The 21680-nt window shown below is 71.4% G+C and carries 23 protein-coding genes; 9 read left to right on the top strand and 14 right to left on the bottom strand.

Annotated features, from left to right (window positions below; genetic code table 11):
- The first annotated feature begins 87 nt into the window (after positions 1 to 87).
- The 5 genes from GC092_RS11905 to GC092_RS11925 all read left to right on the top strand — a co-directional run bounded on the left by GC092_RS11905 (position 88) and on the right by GC092_RS11925 (position 5076).
- Entirely contained in the window at positions 88 to 1002 is a 915-nt protein-coding gene (locus tag GC092_RS11905) for a phosphodiester glycosidase family protein (protein ID WP_324012125.1), read from the top strand.
- On the top strand, positions 999 to 2069 hold the full coding sequence (locus GC092_RS11910; RefSeq protein WP_324012127.1) for a glycosyltransferase: 1071 nt from the start codon (positions 999 to 1001) through the stop codon (positions 2067 to 2069). The genes GC092_RS11905 and GC092_RS11910 overlap by 4 nt, the downstream gene beginning before the upstream one ends.
- Before the next feature lie 61 nt (positions 2070 to 2130).
- Entirely contained in the window at positions 2131 to 2721 is a 591-nt protein-coding gene (locus GC092_RS11915; RefSeq protein ID WP_271172314.1) for a DUF4956 domain-containing protein, read from the top strand.
- Entirely contained in the window at positions 2718 to 3485 is a 768-nt protein-coding gene (locus GC092_RS11920; protein WP_324012130.1) for a polyphosphate polymerase domain-containing protein, read from the top strand. The genes GC092_RS11915 and GC092_RS11920 overlap by 4 nt, the downstream gene beginning before the upstream one ends.
- Before the next feature lie 16 nt (positions 3486 to 3501).
- Positions 3502 to 5076, top strand: a complete 1575-nt coding sequence (locus tag GC092_RS11925; RefSeq protein ID WP_324012132.1) for a carbohydrate-binding domain-containing protein — start codon at positions 3502 to 3504, stop codon at positions 5074 to 5076.
- Between the two features lie 321 nt (positions 5077 to 5397).
- Here the strand turns inward: GC092_RS11925 and GC092_RS11930 are convergent, their stop codons facing one another.
- Positions 5398 to 6279, bottom strand: a complete 882-nt coding sequence (locus GC092_RS11930; protein WP_282978187.1) for a formate/nitrite transporter family protein — start codon at positions 6277 to 6279, stop codon at positions 5398 to 5400.
- Positions 6280 to 6448: 169 nt separating this feature from the next.
- Here GC092_RS11930 and GC092_RS11935 point away from each other — a divergent pair, with 169 nt between their 5' ends.
- The 3 genes from GC092_RS11935 to GC092_RS11945 all read left to right on the top strand — a co-directional run bounded on the left by GC092_RS11935 (position 6449) and on the right by GC092_RS11945 (position 8176).
- Positions 6449 to 6829, top strand: a complete 381-nt coding sequence (locus GC092_RS11935) for an MmcQ/YjbR family DNA-binding protein (RefSeq protein WP_324012135.1) — start codon at positions 6449 to 6451, stop codon at positions 6827 to 6829.
- Positions 6830 to 6974: 145 nt separating this feature from the next.
- A complete protein-coding gene (locus tag GC092_RS11940) occupies positions 6975 to 7592 on the top strand; it encodes a ClpP family protease (RefSeq protein ID WP_324012137.1) in 618 nt (205 codons plus the stop codon).
- The gene (locus GC092_RS11945) at positions 7589 to 8176 is read left to right on the top strand and encodes a ClpP family protease (RefSeq protein ID WP_324012139.1); all 588 of its coding nucleotides are present in this window, start codon (positions 7589 to 7591) and stop codon (positions 8174 to 8176) included. Before GC092_RS11940 ends, GC092_RS11945 begins: the two co-directional genes overlap by 4 nt.
- A gap of 50 nt (positions 8177 to 8226) precedes the next feature.
- Here the strand turns inward: GC092_RS11945 and GC092_RS11950 are convergent, their stop codons facing one another.
- The 3 genes from GC092_RS11950 to GC092_RS11960 form a co-directional block, all read right to left on the bottom strand.
- Entirely contained in the window at positions 8227 to 8556 is a 330-nt protein-coding gene (locus tag GC092_RS11950; protein ID WP_271172321.1) for a helix-turn-helix domain-containing protein, read from the bottom strand.
- Between the two features lie 59 nt (positions 8557 to 8615).
- On the bottom strand, positions 8616 to 9806 hold the full coding sequence (locus GC092_RS11955; RefSeq protein ID WP_324012141.1) for an MFS transporter: 1191 nt from the start codon (positions 9804 to 9806) through the stop codon (positions 8616 to 8618).
- A 396-nt stretch (positions 9807 to 10202) separates the two neighbouring features.
- Positions 10203 to 11483 carry an alpha/beta fold hydrolase gene (locus GC092_RS11960; protein WP_324012143.1) on the bottom strand — a complete coding sequence of 427 codons (1281 nt, stop codon included), beginning with the start codon at positions 11481 to 11483 and terminating at the stop codon, positions 10203 to 10205.
- A gap of 78 nt (positions 11484 to 11561) precedes the next feature.
- Between GC092_RS11960 and GC092_RS11965 the strand changes: the two genes are divergently transcribed.
- Positions 11562 to 12062 carry a hypothetical protein gene (locus tag GC092_RS11965; RefSeq protein WP_324012144.1) on the top strand — a complete coding sequence of 167 codons (501 nt, stop codon included), beginning with the start codon at positions 11562 to 11564 and terminating at the stop codon, positions 12060 to 12062.
- 51 nt (positions 12063 to 12113) lie between these two features.
- Here the strand turns inward: GC092_RS11965 and guaA are convergent, their stop codons facing one another.
- From guaA to GC092_RS12015, 10 genes are all read right to left on the bottom strand, one after another.
- The gene (gene guaA, locus GC092_RS11970; protein WP_324012146.1) at positions 12114 to 13691 is read right to left on the bottom strand and encodes a glutamine-hydrolyzing GMP synthase; all 1578 of its coding nucleotides are present in this window, start codon (positions 13689 to 13691) and stop codon (positions 12114 to 12116) included.
- Complete coding sequence (locus GC092_RS11975; protein ID WP_324012148.1) at positions 13688 to 14206, bottom strand: DUF3817 domain-containing protein; 519 nt, start codon at positions 14204 to 14206, stop codon at positions 13688 to 13690. The genes guaA and GC092_RS11975 overlap by 4 nt, the downstream gene beginning before the upstream one ends.
- Positions 14207 to 14297: 91 nt before the next feature.
- The gene (locus GC092_RS11980) at positions 14298 to 14993 is read right to left on the bottom strand and encodes a nucleoside/nucleotide kinase family protein (protein WP_324012150.1); all 696 of its coding nucleotides are present in this window, start codon (positions 14991 to 14993) and stop codon (positions 14298 to 14300) included.
- Positions 14994 to 14995: 2 nt separating this feature from the next.
- Positions 14996 to 15751 carry an SURF1 family cytochrome oxidase biogenesis protein gene (locus GC092_RS11985; protein ID WP_324012152.1) on the bottom strand — a complete coding sequence of 252 codons (756 nt, stop codon included), beginning with the start codon at positions 15749 to 15751 and terminating at the stop codon, positions 14996 to 14998.
- 139 nt (positions 15752 to 15890) lie between these two features.
- Positions 15891 to 17009, bottom strand: a complete 1119-nt coding sequence (locus GC092_RS11990; RefSeq protein WP_271172329.1) for a GuaB3 family IMP dehydrogenase-related protein — start codon at positions 17007 to 17009, stop codon at positions 15891 to 15893.
- Positions 17010 to 17065: 56 nt separating this feature from the next.
- Entirely contained in the window at positions 17066 to 17341 is a 276-nt protein-coding gene (locus GC092_RS11995) for a DUF2277 domain-containing protein (RefSeq protein ID WP_282978196.1), read from the bottom strand.
- Between the two features lie 88 nt (positions 17342 to 17429).
- Entirely contained in the window at positions 17430 to 18932 is a 1503-nt protein-coding gene (gene guaB, locus GC092_RS12000; protein WP_271172331.1) for an IMP dehydrogenase, read from the bottom strand.
- Between the two features lie 129 nt (positions 18933 to 19061).
- Positions 19062 to 19916 carry a metal ABC transporter permease gene (locus tag GC092_RS12005; RefSeq protein ID WP_324012156.1) on the bottom strand — a complete coding sequence of 285 codons (855 nt, stop codon included), beginning with the start codon at positions 19914 to 19916 and terminating at the stop codon, positions 19062 to 19064.
- Positions 19913 to 20638, bottom strand: a complete 726-nt coding sequence (locus GC092_RS12010) for a metal ABC transporter ATP-binding protein (RefSeq protein ID WP_324012158.1) — start codon at positions 20636 to 20638, stop codon at positions 19913 to 19915. The genes GC092_RS12005 and GC092_RS12010 overlap by 4 nt, the downstream gene beginning before the upstream one ends.
- The gene (locus tag GC092_RS12015) at positions 20638 to 21540 is read right to left on the bottom strand and encodes a metal ABC transporter substrate-binding protein (protein ID WP_324012160.1); all 903 of its coding nucleotides are present in this window, start codon (positions 21538 to 21540) and stop codon (positions 20638 to 20640) included. The genes GC092_RS12010 and GC092_RS12015 overlap by 1 nt, the downstream gene beginning before the upstream one ends.
- Between the last annotated feature and the right edge of the window lie 140 nt (positions 21541 to 21680).

Genomic DNA, 21680 nt, shown 5'->3' on the forward strand with positions numbered 1-21680 from the left:
GTCTCTCCCGGCGTCTCCAGAGGAAGCCGGAGCCCCGTCATCCCGGTGCCATAGCGACCGCATAGCCGCGCGCTCGAGCATCGGGCCATGAGCGAACGACGGATCCTCTCACGCAGAGCCTTTCTCATCGGCGGGGCGACGGCTGTCGCCGGCGCCGGCACGGCCGCCTGGTGGGCGGCCGACCGATTCCTCGTCCCGCATGTCGAGGTCGCGAGCGTCGCGGCGGCCGAGGAGGCGTCCGGCACCGCGGTCTCCGAGACGGCTTCGACCTCGAGTGCGAGCACCGTCTCGATCGAGACCGTCACGACGGGCACGGGCGCCGACACCCTCACCTTCTTCGTCGCGCACGTGACGCTGGGCGACCCGACCGACCTCCGCACGGCGTTCGCGCACGACCAGTTCGGCGAGAACGTGACGCAGCTCGTGTCGGAGATGGCCGAGGCGCACGGCGCCTGGTTCGCCGTCAACGGCGACTACTACGGCTTCCGCGACACGGGCATCCAGGTGCGCAACGGGGTCGCGTACCGCGATGCGGGGGCGCGCGAGGGCCTCGCCCTCTACGCCGACGGGCGCGCCGAGATCTACGACGAGACCGCGACCACGGCGCAGGCCCTCGTCGACGCGGGTGTCTGGACGACGCTCTCGTTCGGCCCGGCGCTCGTGCGCGACGGCGCCGTCGTCGAGGGCGTCGACGAGGTGGAGGTCGACACGAACTTCGGCAACCACTCGATCCAGGGCGAGCAGCCGCGCACCGCGATCGGCGTGATCGATGCGACGCACCTCCTCTTCGTCGTCGTCGACGGACGCGAGGAGGGGTACAGCCGCGGCGCGACCCTGCCCGAGCTCGCCGAGATCATGCAGGGCCTCGGCGTGCAGACCGCGTACAACCTCGACGGCGGCGGCTCGAGCGAGATGTGGTTCGATGGCGAGGTCGTCAACCGGCCCTCCAACGGCGGCGAGCGGGCGACGAGCGACATCCTCTACATCGGCGGCGCGGCGTGACCGTCGTCGCGATCCCGGCCTACGAGCCGGACCACCGGCTCGTCGACCTCGCCACGGCCCTGCACGAGCGCGATCCCTCGCTCGACATCGTCGTCGTGGACGACGGCAGCGGCGTGGCGTCGGCGCCCGTCTTCGCCTCGCTCGAGGCCGCAGGCATCGAGGTGCTGAGCCACGGCGCGAACCGCGGCAAGGGGGCCGCGCTGCGCACGCTCTTCCGGCACGCACGCACGGCGCACCCCGACGCTCCCGTCGTCACCGCGGACGCGGACGGGCAGCATGCCCCCGACGACATCGTGCGGGTCGCGCGTGAGGTGGAGGGGAGCCCTGACGCGATCGTGCTCGGCGTGCGCGACTTCCGGGGCGACGACGTGCCGCTGCGCAGCCGCTTCGGCAACGCGGTGTCTGCGCGGATGTTCGCGGTCGCCACGGGCGTCCGGGTCGTCGACACGCAGACGGGGCTGCGGGGGCTGCCTGCTGCCGCGCTCCCGTGGGCGTCGCGCCTGCCGGGCGACCGCTTCGAGTACGAGGCGATCATGCTCCTCCGCTCGGCGCGGGCCGGCTTCCGGATCCTGCAGACGCCCATCCGGACGGTCTACCTCGACGAGAACCGCAGCTCGCATTTCCGCCCGCTGCGCGACTCGCTGCGCGTCGTGGCTCCGCTGGCTGCGTTCCTCGCGTCGTCGGTGCTCGCGGCAGCGGTCGACGCGCTCCTGCTCTGGCTGCTCCTCCTCGCGAGCGGATGGCTGCAGGGATCGATCGCGGGCGCCCGCGTCGTGAGCGCGAGCCTGAACTTCGCCGTGAACCGCATCTGGGTCTTCGGACGCCGTCGACAGCGCGCTCCCCTGCGCGTCGAGCTCGCGCGCTACGCCGCCCTCGCGGCGGTCGTGCTCGTCGCGAACGTGACCCTCATGACCATCCTCGACACGCTCGGCGTGGGCCTCGTCATCGCCAAGGTCGCCACCGAGGCGGCGCTCTGGCTCGCCGGGTTCCTGGTGCAGCGCGCGTGGGTGTTCGCGCACGCGCGCGCAGCCGACCGAGCGCCGGCGAAACCCCTGGTCCTCGCTTGATCGGGCCATAGGAGGCGCATAGACCGCGCCGCTTCACTGAAGTGAACGAAAGGTGAACGACATGCCCGATCTCACGATGCTCGCCGTCGACCTGGCCGCCATCACGCTGCTCACGGTCGCCGTCTACTTCCACCGCCACCGGCGGCGCGACCTCGTCGTCGCGTTCTTCGGCGTCAACATCGGCGTCTTCGCGGTGTCGAATGTGCTCGCTTCGGCCGAGGTGGCCGTCGGCCTGGGGCTGGGTCTGTTCGGCGTCCTGTCGATCATCCGCCTCCGCTCGAGCGAGATCTCTCAGCGCGAGGTCGCCTACTACTTCGCGGCGCTCGCCATCGGGCTGCTGACGGGCCTCGCGCCGACGTTCGACGTGCTCCCGACCGTGCTCGTCGCGGTCGTCGTGCTCGCTCTCGCCGTCGTCGACCATCCCGCTCTGTTCGCCTCCTACCGGCACCGCACGGTCGAGCTCGACGAGGCCATCGGCGACGACGACCAGCTGCGGTGCGCGCTCGAGGAGCGGCTCGGGGGCGAGGTGCGGGCGTTCTCCGTTCAGCACATCGACTTCGTCAACGACACCACGCTCGTGGACGTGCGCTATCGCGTGCGCCCGGCCGCGGCCATCCGCATCTCCGCCGTCCGCGAGGAGGTGGCCGCGTGAGCCTCTCGGAGCGGTTCGCGGGCCGCTTCACCCCGCTGTCCCTCGACGAGCTCGTCGAGGAGGCGGAGCTGCTCACCCGCGTCGACCGCAAGTACCTCATGACGGCCGACGACGCCGTCCGGATCCTCGATCAGGTCGATCGCCGCACCCGGGTCCTGGAGATCGACGGCGACCGCGCGTCGCAGTACGGCACGATGTACTTCGACACCCCCGATCTCCTGAGCTACCGCCTCGCGGCGCTCGGCCGGCGGCGCCGCTTCAAGCTGCGCGCGCGGCACTACGTCGACACCGACGCGGCCTTCCTCGAGATGAAGACGCGTGGCAGCCGCGGCACGACCGTGAAGGAGCGGATCGCGCACCCCGCCGACGCGGTCGACCGCCTCACCGACGAGGGCCGCGGCTACGCCGCCGAGGCCGTCGCGTCGCTCGGTCTCGACGCCGGCATCGCCGACACGCTCACGCCGACGCTGCACACGGCCTACCGGCGCACGACGCTGCTCCTGCCCGAGGGCGCCCGCGCGACGATCGACACCGAGCTCGCGTGGGCCGATGCCTGGGGCGGACGGATGCACCGCCCCGACCTCGTGATCGTCGAGACGAAGTCCGCCGCTCGCGCGTCGTCACTCGACCGGCTGCTCTGGCGCGGAGGTGTCCGCCCGGTCGGCATCAGCAAGTTCGCCACGGGCCTTGCCGCCCTGCACCCCGATCTGCCCTCCAACAAATGGAGCCGCGTGCTCCGCACCCACTTCGCACCCGCCGCCTGACCCGACTGGAGCCCTCATGAACACCGAACCCCGCCGCTCCGCCCGCACCGCGCGTGTGGGCCTCGGCCTCGCCTTCGCCCTCGCCGTCTCGGCCGTCACCGGCTGCTCCGCCATCGCGAGCGCGGCCACCGACACCGCAGCCGGCTCCACGTCGGACTCCTCGTCCGCGTCGTCGTCCACGGCGAGCTCGGCCTCGACCGCCGAGGTCGCGAGCGTCACCGCGGTGAGCGACGCCAACGCCGACCAGACCGTCGTGAACGACGACGAGTGGTCGGCCGACGACGCCGTCGACATCGCCCTGTCGGGAACCGAAGCCACGACGGATGCCCCGGGCGTGACGGTCGCGGACGGCACGGTGACCATCGCCGAGGCCGGCGTGTACCGTCTGTCGGGCGACTACACGGGATCGATCGTCGTGGCCGCGCCCGACGACGCGCAGGTCGTGCTCATCCTCGACGGCGCGACGATCGCGGCAGCCGATGCCCCGGCCATCCAGGTGACGACCGCCGACGACGTCGCGCTCTTCCTCGCCGAGGGCTCGACCAACGCCGTCGCCTCGACGGGCGCGTATTCCGCCGATGCCGACGCGAACGCCGCGATCTGGGCCGACGCCGATCTGACGATCTCCGGCACAGGAGCGCTCACCGTCGAGGGGGAAGCCGAGGACGGCGTCGCGAGCAAGGACGACCTCGTCATCCTCTCCGGCGAGATCAGCGTGACCGCCGCCGACGACGGGCTGAAGGGCAACGACTCGCTGACGGTCCGCGACGGCACGATCACCGTGGACGCCGGCGGCGACGGACTCGCCTCCGATCAGGATGCGGACGAGACCCAGGGCTACGTCGAGATCGAGGGCGGCACGCTCGACATCGCCGCAGGCAGCGACGGGATCGACGGCTACACCGACGTCGTCATCACGGGCGGAGACATCGCGATCTCGGCGGAGGAGGGCATCGAGGCCGGCACGATCGCGATCGGCGGGGGCGTCATCGACATCACGGCGACCGACGACGGCATCAACGGATCGGCGGGCTCGAGCTCCGACACGGCGTCGGGTGAGGAGATGCAGGGCGGCATGGGAGGAGGCGGCATGCAGGACTCCGGCGAGCTCGTGCTCATCGCGGGCGGCGAGATCACGATCGACTCCGACGGCGACGGGCTCGACTCGAACGGCTCGATGGAGATCACGGGCGGCACGACGGTCGTCTACGGCCCGACGAGCTCGGGCAACGGCGCGCTCGACACGAACGGGTCGCTCACGATCTCGGGAGGCACGGTGCTCGCGCTCGACTCGGGCGGCATGAGCGGCTCCCCCGCGACGGAATCGGCTCAGGCCTGGGTCGCGGCTTCCGCGTCGGGCGCAGCCGGGTCGACCGTCGAGATCGTCGCGGAGGACGGCACGGTGCTGTTCTCGACGACCGCCGAGAAGGACTTCGGGGCCGTGGTGTTCTCGAGCGCCGACGTCGTATCGGGTGCGTCGTATGACATCTCGGTCGACGGCGCCTCCGTCGCGACCGCGACGACCGGCCAGGCCCTCGCCGGAGGGATGGGCGGCGGAGGGATGGGCGGCCCGGGCGGCGGGCGCGGCTGAGCCGCCTCCCCGCACCAGGCCGTGCCCGCCGTCCCCGGAATCGGACCCGTGGTGCGCACGTCGCCCACTGAGGCCGACACGCGCACACCAGCCCCAGCCATCCGAATCCCGACACCGGAACGACGCGACGCTCCCTCACCCACCGTCCCCGGAATCGGACCCGTGGGGCACACGTCGCCCGCTGGGGCCGACACGCGCACACCAGCCCCAGCCATCCGAATCCCGGTACCCCCGAAGGAGCGAGCTCAAACGGCACACCCGAACAGGATGCCCGGACATGCGGGAGCCGGGACGCGCGAGGCGTCCCGGCTCCCGTCGGTCTCAGAGCTGGTCGGCGAGCTCGGCCGGCACCCGGGTCGGGGCGGCCGCGAAGCGCTTGCCGTTCGGCTTCACGAGCGCGACGCGCTTCGGGGCCGTCCGGCCGTGCGTGGCGTAGATCGTGAGACCCACGAACGAGAGACCGCCCACGAGGTTGCCGACGACGGTGGGGATCTCGTTCCACACGAGGTAGTCCACGAGCGTGAAGTCGGCGCCGAGGAGCAGACCCGACGGGAACAGGAACATGTTCACGATCGAGTGCTCGAAGCCCATGTAGAAGAAGAGCATGATGGGCAGCCACATCGCGATGACCTTGCTCGCGACGCTGTCCGACATCATCGCCGCGACGACGCCGGTCGACACCATCCAGTTGCAGAGGACGCCGCGCACGAAGAGCGTCAGCATGCCCGAGGCGCCGTACTCCGCGTATCCGACCGTGCGGCCGTGACCGATCTCGCCGATGGCCTGGCCGATCGCGTTCGGCTCGGCGGCGAAGCCGTAGGTGAACACGATCGCCATGAGCACCGCGACCGTGAACGCGCCGAGGAAGTTGCCGAGGAACACGAGCCCCCAGTTGCGCAGCACGCCGCCGCCCGAGACGCCAGGGCGCTTGTCGAGCCAGGCCAGGGGGGCGAGCGTGAAGACGCCGGTGAGGAGGTCGAAACCGAGCAGGTACAGCAGCACGAATCCCGCAGGGAAGAGCAGGGCGCCCAGAAGCGGCTGACCCGTGTTCGTCGACACGGTCACGGCGAACGCGGCGCCCAGGGCGAGGATGGCCCCGCCCATGAACGCGCGGATGATCGTGTCGCGGGTGGACATGAGGATCTTCGACTCGCCGGCATCGATCATGCGCGTGACGAGGTCGGCGGGCTTCACGTAGGACATGGCGACTCCGTGGATCTCGAGGGGTGCCTCCAGGATGGCGGCACGACGTTTCGCGGGACGCGTCGCGGTGTTACGGGCGATGTCCGTTCCGGTCACGACCGACGTGACCGGTCTGTGACTCCGCGCGGATGCGTACGCTGACGGAGGACCGACGACGAGGAGAGTGCGGATGGACGGCGACGACCTGCAGCGCCACGCGGCCGAGCGCGCGGAGGAGCTCCCGGGCATGACGCTCGAGTACCCGTTCGGACCCGAGTGGGAGGTCTTCAAGGTGCGCGGCAAGGTCTTCATGCTGCAGACCGTGCGCGGCGGAGGGGCGATGGTCAACCTCAAGGCGCGCCCCGAGGACGGGGAGGCGCTGCGCGCGACGTTCGCCGAGATCGCCCCCGGCTACCACATGAACAAGCGGCACTGGATCACCCTCACGCCCGGCCCGGGGCTCACGCCGGAGCTCGTCGACGAGCTCGTGACCGAGTCGTACCTCCTTGTCGTGCAGGGGCTCCCGCGGCGCACTCGGCCCGTCGATCCGGAGACGTTCGGGCGCGCCTGAGCGCCGAGCGCGTCCTCGCGGCACGGCCATCCGCTCTCCATCGGCGCGGCCATCCGCTCTCTCGCGTCGCGGCCATCCGCTCGGGGCAGATCCGCCCTGAGCCGATTCCCGCCCGGCGAGCGGATGGCGCGCGCACGCTGGGTGCATGGCAGACGAACCGAAGATCCCGCAGTTCACGGCGGAGGCCCGCCGTGAGCTCTACCACCGCCGCGTGCTCGTGCTCGACGGCGTGCTCGACGACGACAACGGCATGCTCCTCACGACGCAGATGCTCGCGCTCGCCGCCGAGGATCCGCAGGGCGAGATCGCGCTGTGGATCCACTCCCCCGGCGGCTCCGTGCCGTCGATGCTCGCGATCCGCGACGTGATGCGGCTCGTGCCGTGCGACGTCTCGACGCTCGCGATCGGCCTGGCCTGCAGCGCGGGGCAGTTCCTGCTCTCTGCGGGGACGCCCGGCAAGCGCCGCGCCCTCCCCCACGCCCGGATCCTGCTGCATCAGGGCTCCTCGGGCATCGGAGGCACGGCCGTCGACGTCGAGCTGCAGGCCGACGACCTCCGCCGGCTGCGCGACACGGTGCTCGGCCTCATCAGCGAGGACACCGGCCAGCCGCTCGCGCGCGTCTTCGAGGACTCGCTGCACGACAACTGGTTCACGGCAGAGGAGGCCAGGGAGTACGGCTTCATCGACGCGATCGTGAGCGGATTCCACGAGGTCATGCCCGAGCGGCGCGTCCGCATCGGGCTCGGAGCGGAGGCGGCATGAGCACCTACACGATCCCCAGCGTCATCACCCGCGACGGCCGCGGCGAGCGCATCATGGACGTGTACTCGCACCTGCTCGCCGAGCGGGTCGTGTACCTCGGCACGCCCATCGACGCGGGCGTCGCGAACGCGCTCATCGCGCAGCTGCTGCATCTCGAGTCGTCCGCGCCCGACCGCGACGTGCAGCTCTACATCAACTGCGAGGGCGGCGACCCCGCGGCCATGCTCGGCGTCTACGACACGCTGCAGTACATCCGACCCGACGTCGCGACGACGTGCGTCGGCCAGGCCATCGGCGTCGGCGCCGTGCTGCTCGCAGCGGGGGCGCCCGGCAAGCGAGCCGTGCTCCCGCACGCGCGCGTCGTGCTCAACCAGCCGGCGGCGCAGGGGCGCGGGGCCATCCCCGACCTCATCCTGCACGCCGACGAGCTCGTGCGCGTGCGCGGCGACATGGAGGGAATCCTGTCGCGCCACACCGGGCACGACGTCGAGACCCTGCGCCGCGACACGGACCGCGACCGCGTCTTCACCGCGCGCGCCGCCGTCGAGTACGGGCTCGCCGACGTCGTCCTGGAACGGCACTGAGGGCGGAGGGCAGGATGGCCGGGGCGCGGCGATCGCGCCCCGGTCGGCCGTCAGGCGGCGAGGGCGAGCACCGCGCCCGGCGCCTGCAGCGTCGCGGGGGCCAGCGCCGTCGCGCGCAGGTCGTCCGCCACGCCGGCGGTCAGGTCGAGGAGCGTGCCGCCGAGAGCGCCGAGGATGGCCGCGACGATCTCGCTCGAGGGCTCCTTGCGCCCGCGCTCGACCTCGGAGAGGTACTGCACCGACACGCCCGCGCGCCGCGCGACCTCGGCGAGCGTCTCCCCGCGCTCGTGGCGCATGCGCCGCAGCCGGTCGCCGACGAGATGTCGCCACAGCGGATCCGGCTCGACGGGGCGCGACGGGAGCGGAAGCAGTTCGGCCATGCCCTCACGGTAGGCATCGCGGCTCGCGCGCGCACCCCTTTCCGCCCAGAGCAGAACGGCTACGCTCGCCGCCGCTCGAGGAAGCCTGAGAGCGCGATCACGAGCAGACCCGCCACCGGCACGATGACGAGGCTCACCCTCAGCTCGGTCGCATCGGAGATCGTGCCGATGACGAGCGGTGAGATGAGGAACCCGAGGCGCATGAGCCACGTCACGACGGTGAGCCCGGTGCCGGGGCGCAGGCCCGGCAGCTCGTCGGCCGCATGCATGGCGGCCGGCACGAGCGTCGCGACGCCGAATCCCGCCGCGGCGAAGCCGACGAGGGTGAGCGGGACCGAGGGCCATGCGAGAGCCGACCCCATGCCGACCGCGACGAGCGCGCCGCCCGCGACCGCGACCATCCGCTGCCCGAACCGGTCGACGAGGCGGTCGCCGACGAGGCGGCCGATGAACTGGAACCCGATGAGCGCGATGAAGCCTATCGCCGCGAGCGCCGCGGGCGCGCCGAGCGATTCGCCCATGTAGAGGGTCGCCCAGGAGCTGCCGACCTCCTCGACGATCGTCCCGGCGATCGCGATGACCGCCAGCCCGGCCATGACGAGCGCGATGCGCGGCGTCCGGCGCGCGGTCGGGGCCGCTGCGGCGGTGGTCGGCGTCTCGGCGCCGCCCGACTCCTCCTCGGGACCGGGCAGGCAGAAGCGCAGCGCGACGATCGCCGTCGCGGCGAAGAGCGCCCCGGTGATCGCCAGGTGCACGCCGAGCGGGAGGCCGATCGCGATCGCTCCGGCCGACATGAAGCCGCCGACGACCGCGCCGAGCGACCAGATGGCGTGGAAGCCGTTGATGATCGACCGCCCGTACCGCTTCTGCACGCGCAGGCCATGGGCGTTCTGCCCCACATCGGTCACCGAGTCGAGGACGCCCGCGAGGAAGAGGCCGAGGGCGAAGAGGATCGGCACCGGCGCGAGGCCGACCCCGAGCATCGTGGCGGCGAGGAGCACGGAGCCGATGACCGCGACGCGGCCGGATCCGAGACGGCGGATGATCGCGGCAGCGGCGAGCCCCGACAGGAGCGCGCCGACCGGCATCGCCGCGATGGAGGCGCCGTAGAGCGTATCGCTGAGGCCCAGCGCGTCCTTGATCTCGGGGAAGCGCGGGATGACGTTGGCGTAGATCGCGCCGTTCGTGAAGAAGAGCGCGGACACCGCGCCGCGGGCCCTGCGCGCCTCGCGCGAGGGAGGGGAGGACATGCTCACCGGGTCTCCTGATCCAGCCGCGATCTGCGGATGTGTGTACAAGCGTACACGGGTCGGCGGGGGCGGGGTTGGGGGGCCGGGTTGTGGCCGGGTGCGGGGTTGGGGGGGTCGGCGGGACCGTCCAGGTCGCAGTTCGCGTCCCCAACAGCCCGAATACAGACGGAAACCGCGACCCGAACATCGGCGTCCGCCGCCCAAGCCGCAGCCGTTCGTCCAGGTCGCAGTTCGCGTCCCCAACTGCCCGAATACGGACGGCAACTGCGACCCGGACATCGGCGGCCGCCGCCCAGGTCGCACTTCGCGTCCCCAACACCCCCAATACGGACGGCAACCGCGACCCGGACATCCGGCGGCGCCACCCGGGCGACCCGGACAGCCGCCACCGCCGGTTCAGGCGAGCGGTCCGCCCTCGGCGACGACGCGGTCGATGAGGGCGCGCACGATGCGCGGGTCCTGACGGAGCCCGTCGTGCTCGTACTCGTTCGTCACCCAGAGGTGCGTGTGCGGCACGAAGCGCGCGGTCTCCTCGGCCTGCGGGAAGTCGACGTACATGTCGTCGTAGTACATCGCGGCGGCGACGGGCACCTCGTTGCGCGCGAGCCGCGTCCGGTCGTACAGGCGCGGATGGTCGACGCGATCCGCGAGCGCATGCGCGGCATCGCGGAAGGGCCGCAGCGACGCGATCTCGTCGAACATCCACGGGAAGAACATCTCCCCCGTGAACGGCATCGGCCCGTCGGTCGCGGGCAGTCCGCCCCGCTCGTCACGCACCCGCTGAGCGGCCCACGCGGTCGCGCCGTCGCCATCCGCGTAGATCTCCTCCTGCAGGAGCGCGTACAGCGGTCCGCGCCAGTACTGCGTGGCGGCGTCGACTTCGGCGAGGAAGTGATCGCTCAGCACGCCCGGGCGCGAGAAGGCCTCGTCGAGGAGCCAGTGCATCCGCTCGAAACCCGGCTTCATGCCGAACTCGATGCCGAGCGTCTGCAGCCGGCGCGCGGAGAGCCGGTCGCCGCTGGGCAGGCGCACGTCGGAGCCCTCGACGATGTCGACGATGCGCGCGAGCGTGTCGGCGTCCTCCGGGTAGCGACGGTAGAACTCGGCGGTCTTCGCCTCGACGCGCGGGATCGTGCGGCGGTAGACCTCGACGGGATCGGGATCGACCGAGGTGAGCCCGCCCGTGACGTACGAGGCGGCGAGGGCTTCGGGATGGAAGGACAGATACGTGAGCGTGAGGAAGCCTCCGTAGCTCTGCCCGAGCGTCTGCCAGCGCACACCGCCGAACACCGTACGGCGGAGGTGCTCGAGGTCGGCGACGATCTGCTCAGCACGGAAGAGGCGGATGTAGGCGGCCGCGTCGTCCGCGCTCATGCCGGCGATCGAGGCGCGTTCGACACGCGTGGAGCGCCCCGTGCCGCGCTGGTCGAGGAGCAGCAGCCGGTGCGTCTTCAGCACCTCGTCGATCCAGTCTCCGCCGCCGGGCATCGGGCGCGGCCCGGTGCCGCCCGGACCGCCCTGGAGGAAGACGAGCAGCGGTGCGTCGACGCGGTCGACGTGGGCGACCTCGCGGGCGAACACCTCCATGGTGCGGCCGTCGTCGGGTGCGGTCCAGTCGAGGGGCACGGTGACGGTGTGATCGCGGATGAGCCGGTCGCGCATGCGGTAGGACGTCATCGTCCCATTCTCGCGGGCGCGAGTCGCGCGAGGCAGGATGGTGTCAGGCGCGCCCGACGGGCGCACAGGAGCAGGGGGATGCTCATGGATTGGCCGAACTGGTTGGGTGATCTGCCCACGTGGCTCACTACGCTGGCGATCGCGATCGCAGCGTTTCAGTACATCGGCGAGCGTCGTCGCCGCCTTGCTGAGGAAGATCGTGAGCGGAAGGCGCAGGCGACAGAGCTCACGGCCTGGGCTGTGACAGACGTCGAGCGCGACCCGCGCGTCTACGGCGTCGTCGTGTCCAACACATCAGGCTCGACCTTCCACGACATCGTCATCGACGTGACGATGCACGGCGAGCGCGTCGAGCATCCGATCGAGATGAACGTGCTCCCTCCCGGTGAGTACTTCGTCATGCTCAACCCGAAGGGCAGCCCGTTCGCGTGGGACTTCGCGAAGCACACCTCGGAGTACGACGGGAATCTGCGCCCCTACACGAAGAGCGACCGTTATCGGGTGCTGGGCTACGCGTTCTCGGACAATCGCATGCAGCGATGGACGGTCGACGAGCGGGCGGTGCTGAACAGCCTCTGAACGGCGAAGGCCGCCGCTGCGGGTGCAGCGACGGCCTTCAGCGGGGCGGGATCACTCCCACTCGATCGTCCCCGGGGGCTTCGAGGTGACGTCAAGCACGACGCGGTTCACCTCGCGCACCTCGTTCGTGATGCGGTTGGAGATCTTCGACAGCACGTCGTACGGCAGACGCGTCCAGTCGGCGGTCATCGCGTCCTCGCTCGAGACCGGACGCAGCACGATCGGATGGCCGTACGTGCGGCCGTCGCCCTGCACACCCACCGAGCGGACGTCGGCGAGCAGCACGACGGGGCACTGCCAGATCTCGCTGTCGAGGCCCGCCGCGCTCAGCTCCTCGCGCGCGATGGCGTCGGCGTCACGCAGGATCTCGAGACGGTCAGCGGTGACCTCGCCCACGATGCGGATGCCAAGGCCGGGCCCCGGAAAGGGCTGGCGGCCGACGATCGCCTCGGGGAGGCCGAGCTCGCGGCCGATCGCACGCACCTCGTCCTTGAACAGGGTGCGCAGCGGCTCGATGAGCTCGAAGTCGAGGTCGTCGGGCAGGCCGCCGACGTTGTGGTGGCTCTTGATGTTCGCCGTGCCCGCGCCGCCGCCCGACTCCACCACGTCGGGGTAGAGGGTGCCCTGGACGAGGAAGCGGATGGGCTCGCCCTCGGCCTTGGCCTCCTCGACGAGCTCGCGCTGCACCTTCTCGAAGGCGCGGATGAACTCGCGGCCGATGATCTTGCGCTTCTCCTCGGGGTCGGTGACGCCCGCGAGGTGGCCGAGGAAGGTCTCGGCCGCGTCGACCGTGATGAGGCGGACGCCCGTCGAGGCGACGTAGTCCTTCTCGACCTGCTCGCGCTCTCCCTTGCGGAGGAGCCCGTGGTCGACGAAGACGGCGGTCAGCTGGTCGCCGATCGCGCGGTGCACGAGGGCCGTCGAGACGGCCGAGTCCACGCCGCCGGAGAGGGCCGAGATGACGCGCGCCGAGCCGACCTGCTCCCGGATGCGCTGCACCTGCTCCTCGATGACGTTGCCGCTGTTCCAGTCGGCGGGGAGGCCCGCGGCCTTGTGCAGGAAGTTCTCCAGCACGTTCTGGCCGAAGTCGGAGTGCTTCACCTCGGGGTGCCACTGCACGCCGTAGAGGCAGCGCTCGTCGTCCCCGAAGGCGGCGACGGGCGTGACGGCCGTGGAGGCCAGCACCTGGAAGCCCTCTGGCGCCTGGGCGACCTGGTCGCCGTGGCTCATCCACACGTTCTGCTCGCTGGGCTGGCCGCCCAGCAGGACGCCGCCGTCTCCGACGACGGCCGCATCGGTCGCGCCGTACTCGCGCAGACCGGTGTGGGCGACCTCGCCGCCGAGCGCCTGGGCCATGACCTGGAAGCCGTAGCAGATGCCGAGCGTGGGGATCCCGAGCTCGAAGACGCCGGGATCGAGGGAGGGTGCGCCGGGCTCGTACACCGACGACGGCCCACCCGAGAGGATGATCGCGACGGGGTTCTTCTCGGCGACCTCTGCGGCCGTGATCGTGTGCGGCACCAGCTCGCTGTAGACGCCCGCCTCGCGCACGCGACGTGCGATGAGCTGGGCGTACTGCGCGCCGAAGTCGACGACGAGGACGGGGCGCGCAGCGGTGTCTGCGCTCATCGGGGGACCTCCTGGGTCGGTGCGGACGGAGTCGAGGGGCCGGAGGCGGCCTTGGCGGCCCGCTTCTCGGCGGCGGTCTCCTCGCGCTGGGCGAGGTAGCGCTTGACGTCGCGGGCGACGAAGTACTCCATGAAGAAGGAGAGGAACGGCACGACGCCGCCGCCGGCGAGCAGCAGGAAGCGCCAGAACGGCCAGCGCATGAGGCTCCACACGCGGAAGCACGCGAAGAGGTACACGACGTAGAACCAGCCGTGGACGATGAGGATGCCGAGCGACAGGTTGACGCCGTCACCGGTCGAGATGAGCTCCCCCGTCGGGCTCGGGACGACCTCGCGGAACGCGAAGAGGCCGTGGGAGTCGAGGAAGAACAGCTCGACGGCCAGCTGCGGCGTGTACTTCAGCACCATCTCGGCGCACAGGAGAAGCAGTCCGACGCCCGTGATGACCGAGCAGACCTGGTAGAAGCGGAGCGCCCGGCGGATCTGGGGGAAGGATGAGACCCGCGGCTGTGGCATACCTCGATTCTAGTGGGGGCGCACCTGGCGGTTCGCCGATGGGCGGATGGCCGCGGCCGCTGCGCGGGCGGGGCACCGTCCGCCGTCGAGGTCAGCCCGTCGGCGGCCCCAGCGACTCGCCGGTGATCCCCGAGACGACGAGGTCGGCGCGGACGCGCGATCCCTCGATCAGCACGGCGTTCGCGCCGTCGACGTCGCGTGCCCACGCTGCGGCCGCCTCAGGCGTCCGCCCGTGCCGTGTGTGCCGCTCGACAAGCCGTGACTCGCGCTCGGCAGGGGGCGTCGCGCAGAACCAGACCTCATCCATCCGCTCCCGGACGCCGAGCCACGGCTCCCGGTCGATGAGCAGGTAGTTGCCCTCGACGATGACGACCCGAGCCGTCGGCTCGATCGCGATCGCCCCGGACACGCCCTCGTCGACGTCGCGCTCGAACGCGGGCGCGTAGACCGTGTGATCCGTCTCGCGGCGGACCCTGTCGAGGAGCGCGACGAATCCCCAGCCGTCGAACGTGTCGATCGCTCCCTTGCGGTCGCCAAGGCCCAGGCGCTCGAGCGTCGCGTTCGCGAGATGGAACCCGTCCATCGGCAACGCGACCGCGATGCCCGCATGGCGCGCGTTGAGCGCCGCCACCAGGGCCGCCGCGAGGGTGGTCTTCCCTCCCCCTGGGCTGCCCGCGACCCCGAGCAGGAACCGCCGCCGGGTGCGCGCGGCGAGCTCGATCCGCCGGGCGAGCTCCTCGACCCGCTCAGCGGGCGGGCCCGTGCGCCGATCAGCTTCGGAGGCCACGGCTACTCGTCGTCGGGGTCGCCGCCCGCGAGCTCCTCGAGCTCGCGCTCCCACGCGTCCTTCGCGAGGCGATACCAGAGGTAGAACGAGAACGCCGCGAACACCGCCCACTCGACCGCGTAGAAGAGATTCAGCCAGTTGACCGGCCCCGCCACCTCGGGAGCCGGCGACGAGATCGCCGTCAGCTCCGTCTCGACGAGGCCCGCGACCGGGTCATCCGAGGTGAGGTACGGGCGGTAGACGTCGATCCGCTCGCCGTCGATCTCGGTGTCGTGCCATCGGCTGAGCAGCGCGGCAGGCGACATCCGCGTCATCTCGTCGACGTCCTCACCCGGCGGCAGCTGCGGCCCCTCGTCGGAGATGACCCGCCCGGTGAGCGGCGTCGGCTGCCAGTCGACGACGTGCCGCAGCTCGGGGGCGACGTACTTCTCCTCCGCGCGCTCCTCGAGTGCGGCCACGGCGGCGTCGGCGTCCTCGCGGGAGGCGGTCCAGCCGAGCGCGACGGCGATCGAGCGGCTCTCGGGGTAGACCGCGAGGGCGAACTGCCCCGTGACCCAGTAGCCCTCGACGCCGTCGTCGAAGCGCGACGAGACGACGATGAAGTCGCCGGGCACCCACTGGCCTTCAAGGGAGACCTTCTGGCCGACGAGCGCGTCGTCGAGGTACTGCCCCGGCCGCACGACCTCGTCGATCGGGCGGATGATCTCGGTCGCGCCGTCCTCGGGGGATCGGTGTCGATCGCGCGCGCGAGCTGCCACTGCAGGAGCCACGAGAACACGCCGGCCACGACGAGGCACAGCAGCAGCATCGCGATCCAGCGCGGCCGCAGCATGACCTCGCGCAGCGTCGGCGGGAAGACCTGCGTCTCGCTCGCAGCGGATGGCGCGGGATCGGCCATCAGTGCACGGGGTTCACGACGACGTCGACGCGCTGGAACTCCTTCAGGTCGGAGTATCCCGTCGTCGCCATCGACTTGCGCAGCGCCCCGATGAGGTTCGCCGTGCCATCCGCCACGAGAGCGGGCCCGTAGAGGACCTCCTCGAGCGTGCCGACCTGGTCGACCTTGACGCGGTGGCCGCGCGGGAGCTTCGGGTGGTGCGCCTCGGGGCCCCAGTGGTAGCCGTTGCCGGGCGCATCGGTCGCGCGGGCGAGCGCGACGCCGAGCATCACCGCGTCCGCGCCCATGGCGAGCGCCTTCACGATGTCGCCCGAGGTCCCGACGCCGCCGTCGGCGATCACGTGCACGTAGCGGCCGCCCGACTCGTCGAGGTAGTCGCGGCGCGCACCGGCCACGTCGGCGACCGCGGTCGCCATGGGCGTGGTGACGCCGAGGGTCGCGCGGGTCGTCGACGCGGCTCCCCCGCCGAAGCCGACGAGCACGCCGGCCGCGCCCGTGCGCATGAGGTGGAGGGCGGCCGTGTACGTGCCGACGCCGCCGACGATGACCGGCACGTCGAGCTCGTAGATGAACTCCTTGAGGTTCAGCGGCTCGGCCGCGCTCGAGACGTGCTCGGCGGACACCGTGGTGCCCCGGATCACGAACAGGTCGACGCCCGCGGCGACGACCGTCTCGTAGAGCTCCTTCGTGCGCTGCGGCGACAGCGCGCCGGCCACCGTGACGCCGGCGTCGCGGATCTCGGCGAGACGCGCCGTGATGAGCTCGGGCTTGATCGGCTCGGAGTAGAGCGCCTGCATGCGGGCGGTCGCGGAGCGCTCGGGCAGCGACGCGATCTCCGCGAGCAGTGGCTCCGGGTCCTCATAGCGCGTCCACAGACCCTCGAGGTCGAGGACGCCGAGGCCGCCGAGCTTGCCCAGCATGATCGCGGTCTGCGGGCTCACGACCGAGTCCATCGGCGCGCCGACGACGGGCACGTCGAACGTGTACGCGTCGATCGCCCACGTCGTGGAGACGTCCTCGGGGTTGCGCGTGCGCCGCGAGGGCACGACCGCGATGTCGTCGAACGTGTACGCGGGTCGACCCCGCTTGCCGCGGCCCAGCTCGATGTCACTGCTCACCCGCCCAGCCTACCTGGCCGGGTGACGGCCATCCGGATCCGCGCCGCGGCGCGCGATCAGGCCGCGTAGCGGCCGGAGGCGATGGCCTTCGCGCGCTTCTTCTCGGCCTCCTCCTCGCGGTTCTTGGGAGGTGTCGTCGCGACGAGGTCGGCGAGGAGGTGCTGGGTGGCGTGGGCGATCTCCGCGACCGCGCGGTCGAACGCCTCGCGGTTCGCCTTCGACGGCTTCGTCGTGCCGGCGATCTTGCGGACGTACTGCAGCGCCGCCGCGTGCACCTCCTCGGAGGTCGCGGCGGGCTCGAAGTTGTGGAGGGTGTGGATGCTTCGGCACATACCCGCACGGTACGCCCGGGGCTCGGAGGGGTCCAGGGGTGCCGACGACGAAGGCCCCCGCCGGAGCGGGGGCCTTCTGTCGAGCGGCTCAGCGCTTGTAGTTCGGCGCCTCGACGACGATCTGCACGTCGTGCGGGTGCGACTCCTTGAGACCCGCCGAGGTGATGCGGACGAACTTGCCGCGGGTCTTGAGCTCGTCGATCGTGCGCGCGCCGACGTAGAACATCGACTGGCGCAGCCCGCCGACGAGCTGGTACACGACGGCCGAGAGGGGCCCGCGGTAGGGTACCTGACCCTCGATGCCCTCGGGGATGAGCTTGTCGTCGCTCGGGACGTCGGCCTGGAAGTAGCGGTCCTTCGAGTACGAGGTCTGCTTGCCGCGCGTCTGCATGGCGCCGAGCGAGCCCATGCCGCGGTACTGCTTGAACTGCTTGCCGGCCTGGAACACGATCTCGCCCGGCGACTCCTCCGTGCCCGCGAGCAGCGACCCGAGCATGACCGTGTCGGCGCCGGCGACGAGCGCCTTCGCGATGTCGCCCGAGTACTGGAGGCCGCCATCCGCGATGACGGGCACGTCGGCGGCGCGCGCCGCGAGCGACGCCTCGTAGATCGCGGTCACCTGCGGCACGCCGACACCGGCGACGACGCGCGTCGTGCAGATCGAGCCGGGGCCGACGCCGACCTTGACCGCGTCGACACCCGCCTCGATGAGCGCCTGGGCGCCCTCGCGCGTGGCGATGTTGCCGCCGATCACGTCGATGTGCGCGAACGACTCGTCCGACTTGAGACGGCGGACGATGTCGATGACGCCCTGCGACTGCCCGTTGGCCGTGTCGACGACGATGACGTCGACGCCCGCGTCGCGCAGCGCCTCGGCGCGCTCCCACGCGTCGCCGAAGAAGCCGATCGCGGCGCCCACGCGGAGGCGCCCCTGGTCGTCCTTCGTGGCGAGGGGGTACTTCTCGCTCTTGTCGAAGTCCTTGATGGTGATGAGGCCGGCGAGCCTGCCCTCGTCGTCGATGAGCGGCAGCTTCTCGACGCGGTGCTCGGCGAACAGGGCGATGACCTGCTCGGCGGCGATGCCGACGGGGCCGGTGATGAGGCCCTCGCTCGTCATGACGTCCTTCACGCGCGTGACGGGGCGCTGGATGTCGGAGACGAACCGCATGTCGCGGTTCGTGATGATGCCGATGAGGCGGTTGTCCTCGTCGACGACGGGCAGACCCGAGATGCGGTACTTCGCGCACATCGCGTCGACCTCGGCGATCGTCGCGTCGGGCGAGGTCGTGATCGGGTCGGTGATCATGCCCGACTCGCTGCGCTTGACGCGGTCGACGGCCGCGGCCTGGTCGGCGATCGAGAGGTTGCGGTGGAGGATGCCGATGCCGCCCTGGCGGGCGAGCGCGATCGCCATCCGCGCTTCGGTGACGGTGTCCATCGCGCTCGAGAGGAGCGGGATGGCGACCCGGATGCGGCGGGTGAGCCGCGACGACGTGTCCGCTTCGCTGGGGATGACGTCGGTGTGCCCCGGGAGGAGCAGCACGTCGTCGTAGGTGAGGCCGACGAAGCCGAACGGGTCGTGTTCTGTCATTGGGGGTGTCTCCTGCCGACGCGGTGTGGGCTGCTCCGGTACGGGAGGGATCGCCGTCCCGTGCGCCGATTCTATCGGCGCGCCCGGAGAGCGGCGCCGTCTCGCTCACACCCCGCGCACAGGAAAGCCTCAGGCGGCGCGCGCCCGCGCCATCCGCCGTCCGACCACTCCGTGACGTGGGCTGAAGAGGTAGACGAGAGTGAAGACGACGCCCTGGACGAGGATGACGAGCGCCCCCGACGCGGCATCCAGCCAGTAGCTGAGGTAGATGCCGATCACCGAGCAGGCGGCCGACAGGATCGGCGCGATGACGAGCATCCGCCCGAATCGGTCGGTGAGGAGGTGCGCGGTCGCGCCCGGGATGATGAGCATCGCGACGACGAGGATGACGCCGACCACCTGGAGCGCGACCACCGCGGTCAGCGCGAGGACGCCGAGCAGGATGGCGCCCAGCAGACGGGGCGAGAGCCCGATCGCGAACGCATGGGTCGGGTCGAACGCGTAGAGCGTGAGATCGCGTCGCTTCACGAGCAGCACGACGAGGGCGACCGCGGCGAGCGCGCCGATCTGGATGAGGTCGCCGTCGGAGACGCCGAGGATGTTCCCGAAGATGATGTGGTTGAGATCGGTCTGACTCGGCGTCACGGAGATGAGGGCGAGCCCGAGCGCGAAGAGGGTCGTGAAGACGATGCCGATCGCGGCGTCCTCCTTGACGCGGCTCGTGTCGCGGAGCACGCCGATGAGCGCGACCGCGAGCAGCCCGAAGGCGAGCGCGCCGAGCGCGAACGGCGCGCCGAGGATGTACGCGATGACGACGCCCGGCAGCACCGCGTGCGAGACGGCGTCGCCCATGAGCGACCATCCGACGAGCACGAGCCAGCACGACAGCAGCGCGCAGACGACCGCGGCGACGACGGTCGCGGCGAGCGCGCGCACCATGAAGTCGTACTGCAGCGGCTCGAGGAGGAGGTCGAGGAGGTTCATGCGGCCTCCCCGAGCCCGAAGGCGCGTGCGAGGTTCTCCGGCCGCAGCGCCTCGCCGACCGGGCCGTGGAAGAGGGGCCTGCGCAGGAGGAGGATGGCCTCGTCGGCCAGCTCGGGAAGCGCGTGCAGGTCATGGGTCGAGACGAGCACCGCACAGCCGTCGGCCGCGAGCTCGCGGAGGAGCCGCACGATCGTCGCCTCGGAGCGCTTGTCGACCCCGGCGAAGGGCTCGTCGAGCAGGAGGATCCGCGCCGCCTGCGCGATGCCGCGCGCGACGAACGCGCGCTTGCGCTGGCCTCCCGACAGCTGGCCGATCTGGCGGTCTGCGAGATCGACGAGGTCGACCCGCTCGAGGGCCTCCTCGACGGCCGCGCGATCATCGGGGCGGGGCCGCCGCATGAGGCCCTGGCGCCCGTAGCGCCCCATCATGACGACGTCGCGCACGGAGACCGGGAACGCCCAGTCGACATCCTCGCTCTGCGGCACGTAGCCGAGGATGCCGCGTCGACGGGCGACAGCGGGCGACCCGCCCTCGATGCGGACGCTGCCGGCGTCGGGGCGGATGAGCCCGAGCGCGGTCTTGAAGAGCGTGGACTTGCCCGACCCGTTCATCCCGATGAGGGCCGTCACCTTCCCGGCCTCGACGGTCGCGGACGCGGCGTCGAGAGCGAGGATGTCGCGGTAGCGGACCGTGATGTCGGCCAGCTCGATCGCGGGGCTCATCAGGTCAGCCCCTCGACGATGAGCGACGCGTCATGCCGGATGAGGTCGAGGTAGGTGGGAACGGGCCCTTCCGGCTCGGAGAGGGAGTCGACGTAGAGCGTGCCGCCGAATGCCGCGCCCGTCGCCTCGACGACCTGCTGCATGGGCTTGTCCGACACCGTCGACTCGCAGAACACGGCCCGGACGCCGTTCTCCTCGACGAACTCGATGGCGGCGGCGATCTGCTGCGGCGTGGCCTGCTGCTCGGCGTTGACGGGCCAGATGTACGCCTCGGTGAGCCCCGCGTCGCGCGCGAGGTACGAGAACGCCCCCTCGCATGTGACGAGCGCCCGCTCGTTCTCCGGCAGCGGCGCGAGCGCGTCGACGAGCTCGTCCTGCACGGCCTGCAGCTGCTGCGCGTAGGCCTCTCCGTTCGCCGCGAAGTCGTCGGCGTGCTCGGGATCGAGCTCGCTGAACGCCTCGACCATGTTGTCGACGTACACCTGCACGTTGACGGGGCTCATCCAGGCGTGCGGATTGGGCTTGCCTGCGTACGCGTCGCCGGCGATGTCGATGGGCTCGACGCCCTCCGACACGACGACGTGCGGCACGTCGACGGAGTCCACGAACTGCGCGAACCACGCCTCGAGGTTGAGGCCGTTGTCGAGGATGAGGTCGGCGTCGGCGGCGCGCCGGATGTCTCCCGGCGTCGGCTCGTAGCCGTGGATCTCGGCCCCGACCTTCGTGATCGACTCGACCGAGAGGTGCTCGCCCGCGACATTGCGGGCGATGTCGGCGAGCACGGTGAAGGTGGTGAGGACGACCGGGCGGTCGTCTCCCTGGGGAGCGGCACCCCCGGCGCACCCCGAGAGCAGGGCGACCGCCGCGAGGACGGCACCGCCCCGGACGAGATTTTTCGGCATACCGAAAAAGTAGCTTTTCGGTGAACCGAAAACAAGGCGCTTGCGGATGGGCGCCGAGGCGCGGTAGGCGGATGGCACGACAGGGCCTGCGCGGAGTCGCGGCTGGCGGCGCCCGGCCCGGCACACCGTCACCGGAATCG

Origin of the sequence: Microbacterium sp. JZ37 (assembly GCF_035188445.1) — a bacterium.
GTDB classification, from domain to species: Bacteria; Actinomycetota; Actinomycetes; order Actinomycetales; family Microbacteriaceae; genus Microbacterium; species Microbacterium barkeri.

Excerpts from the sequence above, each read along its gene's own strand:
- GC092_RS11905 (WP_324012125.1), top strand. The coding sequence starts at position 88 with ATGAGCGAACGACGGATCCTCTCACGCAGAGCCTTTCTCATCGGCGGG.
- GC092_RS11915 (WP_271172314.1), top strand. The coding sequence starts at position 2,131 with ATGCCCGATCTCACGATGCTCGCCGTCGACCTGGCCGCCATCACGCTG.
- GC092_RS11925 (WP_324012132.1), top strand. The coding sequence starts at position 3,502 with ATGAACACCGAACCCCGCCGCTCCGCCCGCACCGCGCGTGTGGGCCTC.
- GC092_RS11930 (WP_282978187.1), bottom strand. The coding sequence starts at position 6,279 with ATGTCCTACGTGAAGCCCGCCGACCTCGTCACGCGCATGATCGATGCC.
- GC092_RS11935 (WP_324012135.1), top strand. The coding sequence starts at position 6,449 with ATGGACGGCGACGACCTGCAGCGCCACGCGGCCGAGCGCGCGGAGGAG.
- GC092_RS11940 (WP_324012137.1), top strand. The coding sequence starts at position 6,975 with ATGGCAGACGAACCGAAGATCCCGCAGTTCACGGCGGAGGCCCGCCGT.
- GC092_RS11945 (WP_324012139.1), top strand. The coding sequence starts at position 7,589 with ATGAGCACCTACACGATCCCCAGCGTCATCACCCGCGACGGCCGCGGC.
- GC092_RS11950 (WP_271172321.1), bottom strand. The coding sequence starts at position 8,556 with ATGGCCGAACTGCTTCCGCTCCCGTCGCGCCCCGTCGAGCCGGATCCG.
- GC092_RS11955 (WP_324012141.1), bottom strand. The coding sequence starts at position 9,806 with ATGTCCTCCCCTCCCTCGCGCGAGGCGCGCAGGGCCCGCGGCGCGGTG.
- GC092_RS11960 (WP_324012143.1), bottom strand. The coding sequence starts at position 11,483 with ATGACGTCCTACCGCATGCGCGACCGGCTCATCCGCGATCACACCGTC.
- GC092_RS11965 (WP_324012144.1), top strand. The coding sequence starts at position 11,562 with ATGCTCATGGATTGGCCGAACTGGTTGGGTGATCTGCCCACGTGGCTC.
- guaA (WP_324012146.1), bottom strand. The coding sequence starts at position 13,691 with ATGAGCGCAGACACCGCTGCGCGCCCCGTCCTCGTCGTCGACTTCGGC.
- GC092_RS11975 (WP_324012148.1), bottom strand. The coding sequence starts at position 14,206 with ATGCCACAGCCGCGGGTCTCATCCTTCCCCCAGATCCGCCGGGCGCTC.
- GC092_RS11995 (WP_282978196.1), bottom strand. The coding sequence starts at position 17,341 with ATGTGCCGAAGCATCCACACCCTCCACAACTTCGAGCCCGCCGCGACC.
- guaB (WP_271172331.1), bottom strand. The coding sequence starts at position 18,932 with ATGACAGAACACGACCCGTTCGGCTTCGTCGGCCTCACCTACGACGAC.
- GC092_RS12005 (WP_324012156.1), bottom strand. The coding sequence starts at position 19,916 with ATGAACCTCCTCGACCTCCTCCTCGAGCCGCTGCAGTACGACTTCATG.
- GC092_RS12010 (WP_324012158.1), bottom strand. The coding sequence starts at position 20,638 with ATGAGCCCCGCGATCGAGCTGGCCGACATCACGGTCCGCTACCGCGAC.
- GC092_RS12015 (WP_324012160.1), bottom strand. The coding sequence starts at position 21,540 with ATGCCGAAAAATCTCGTCCGGGGCGGTGCCGTCCTCGCGGCGGTCGCC.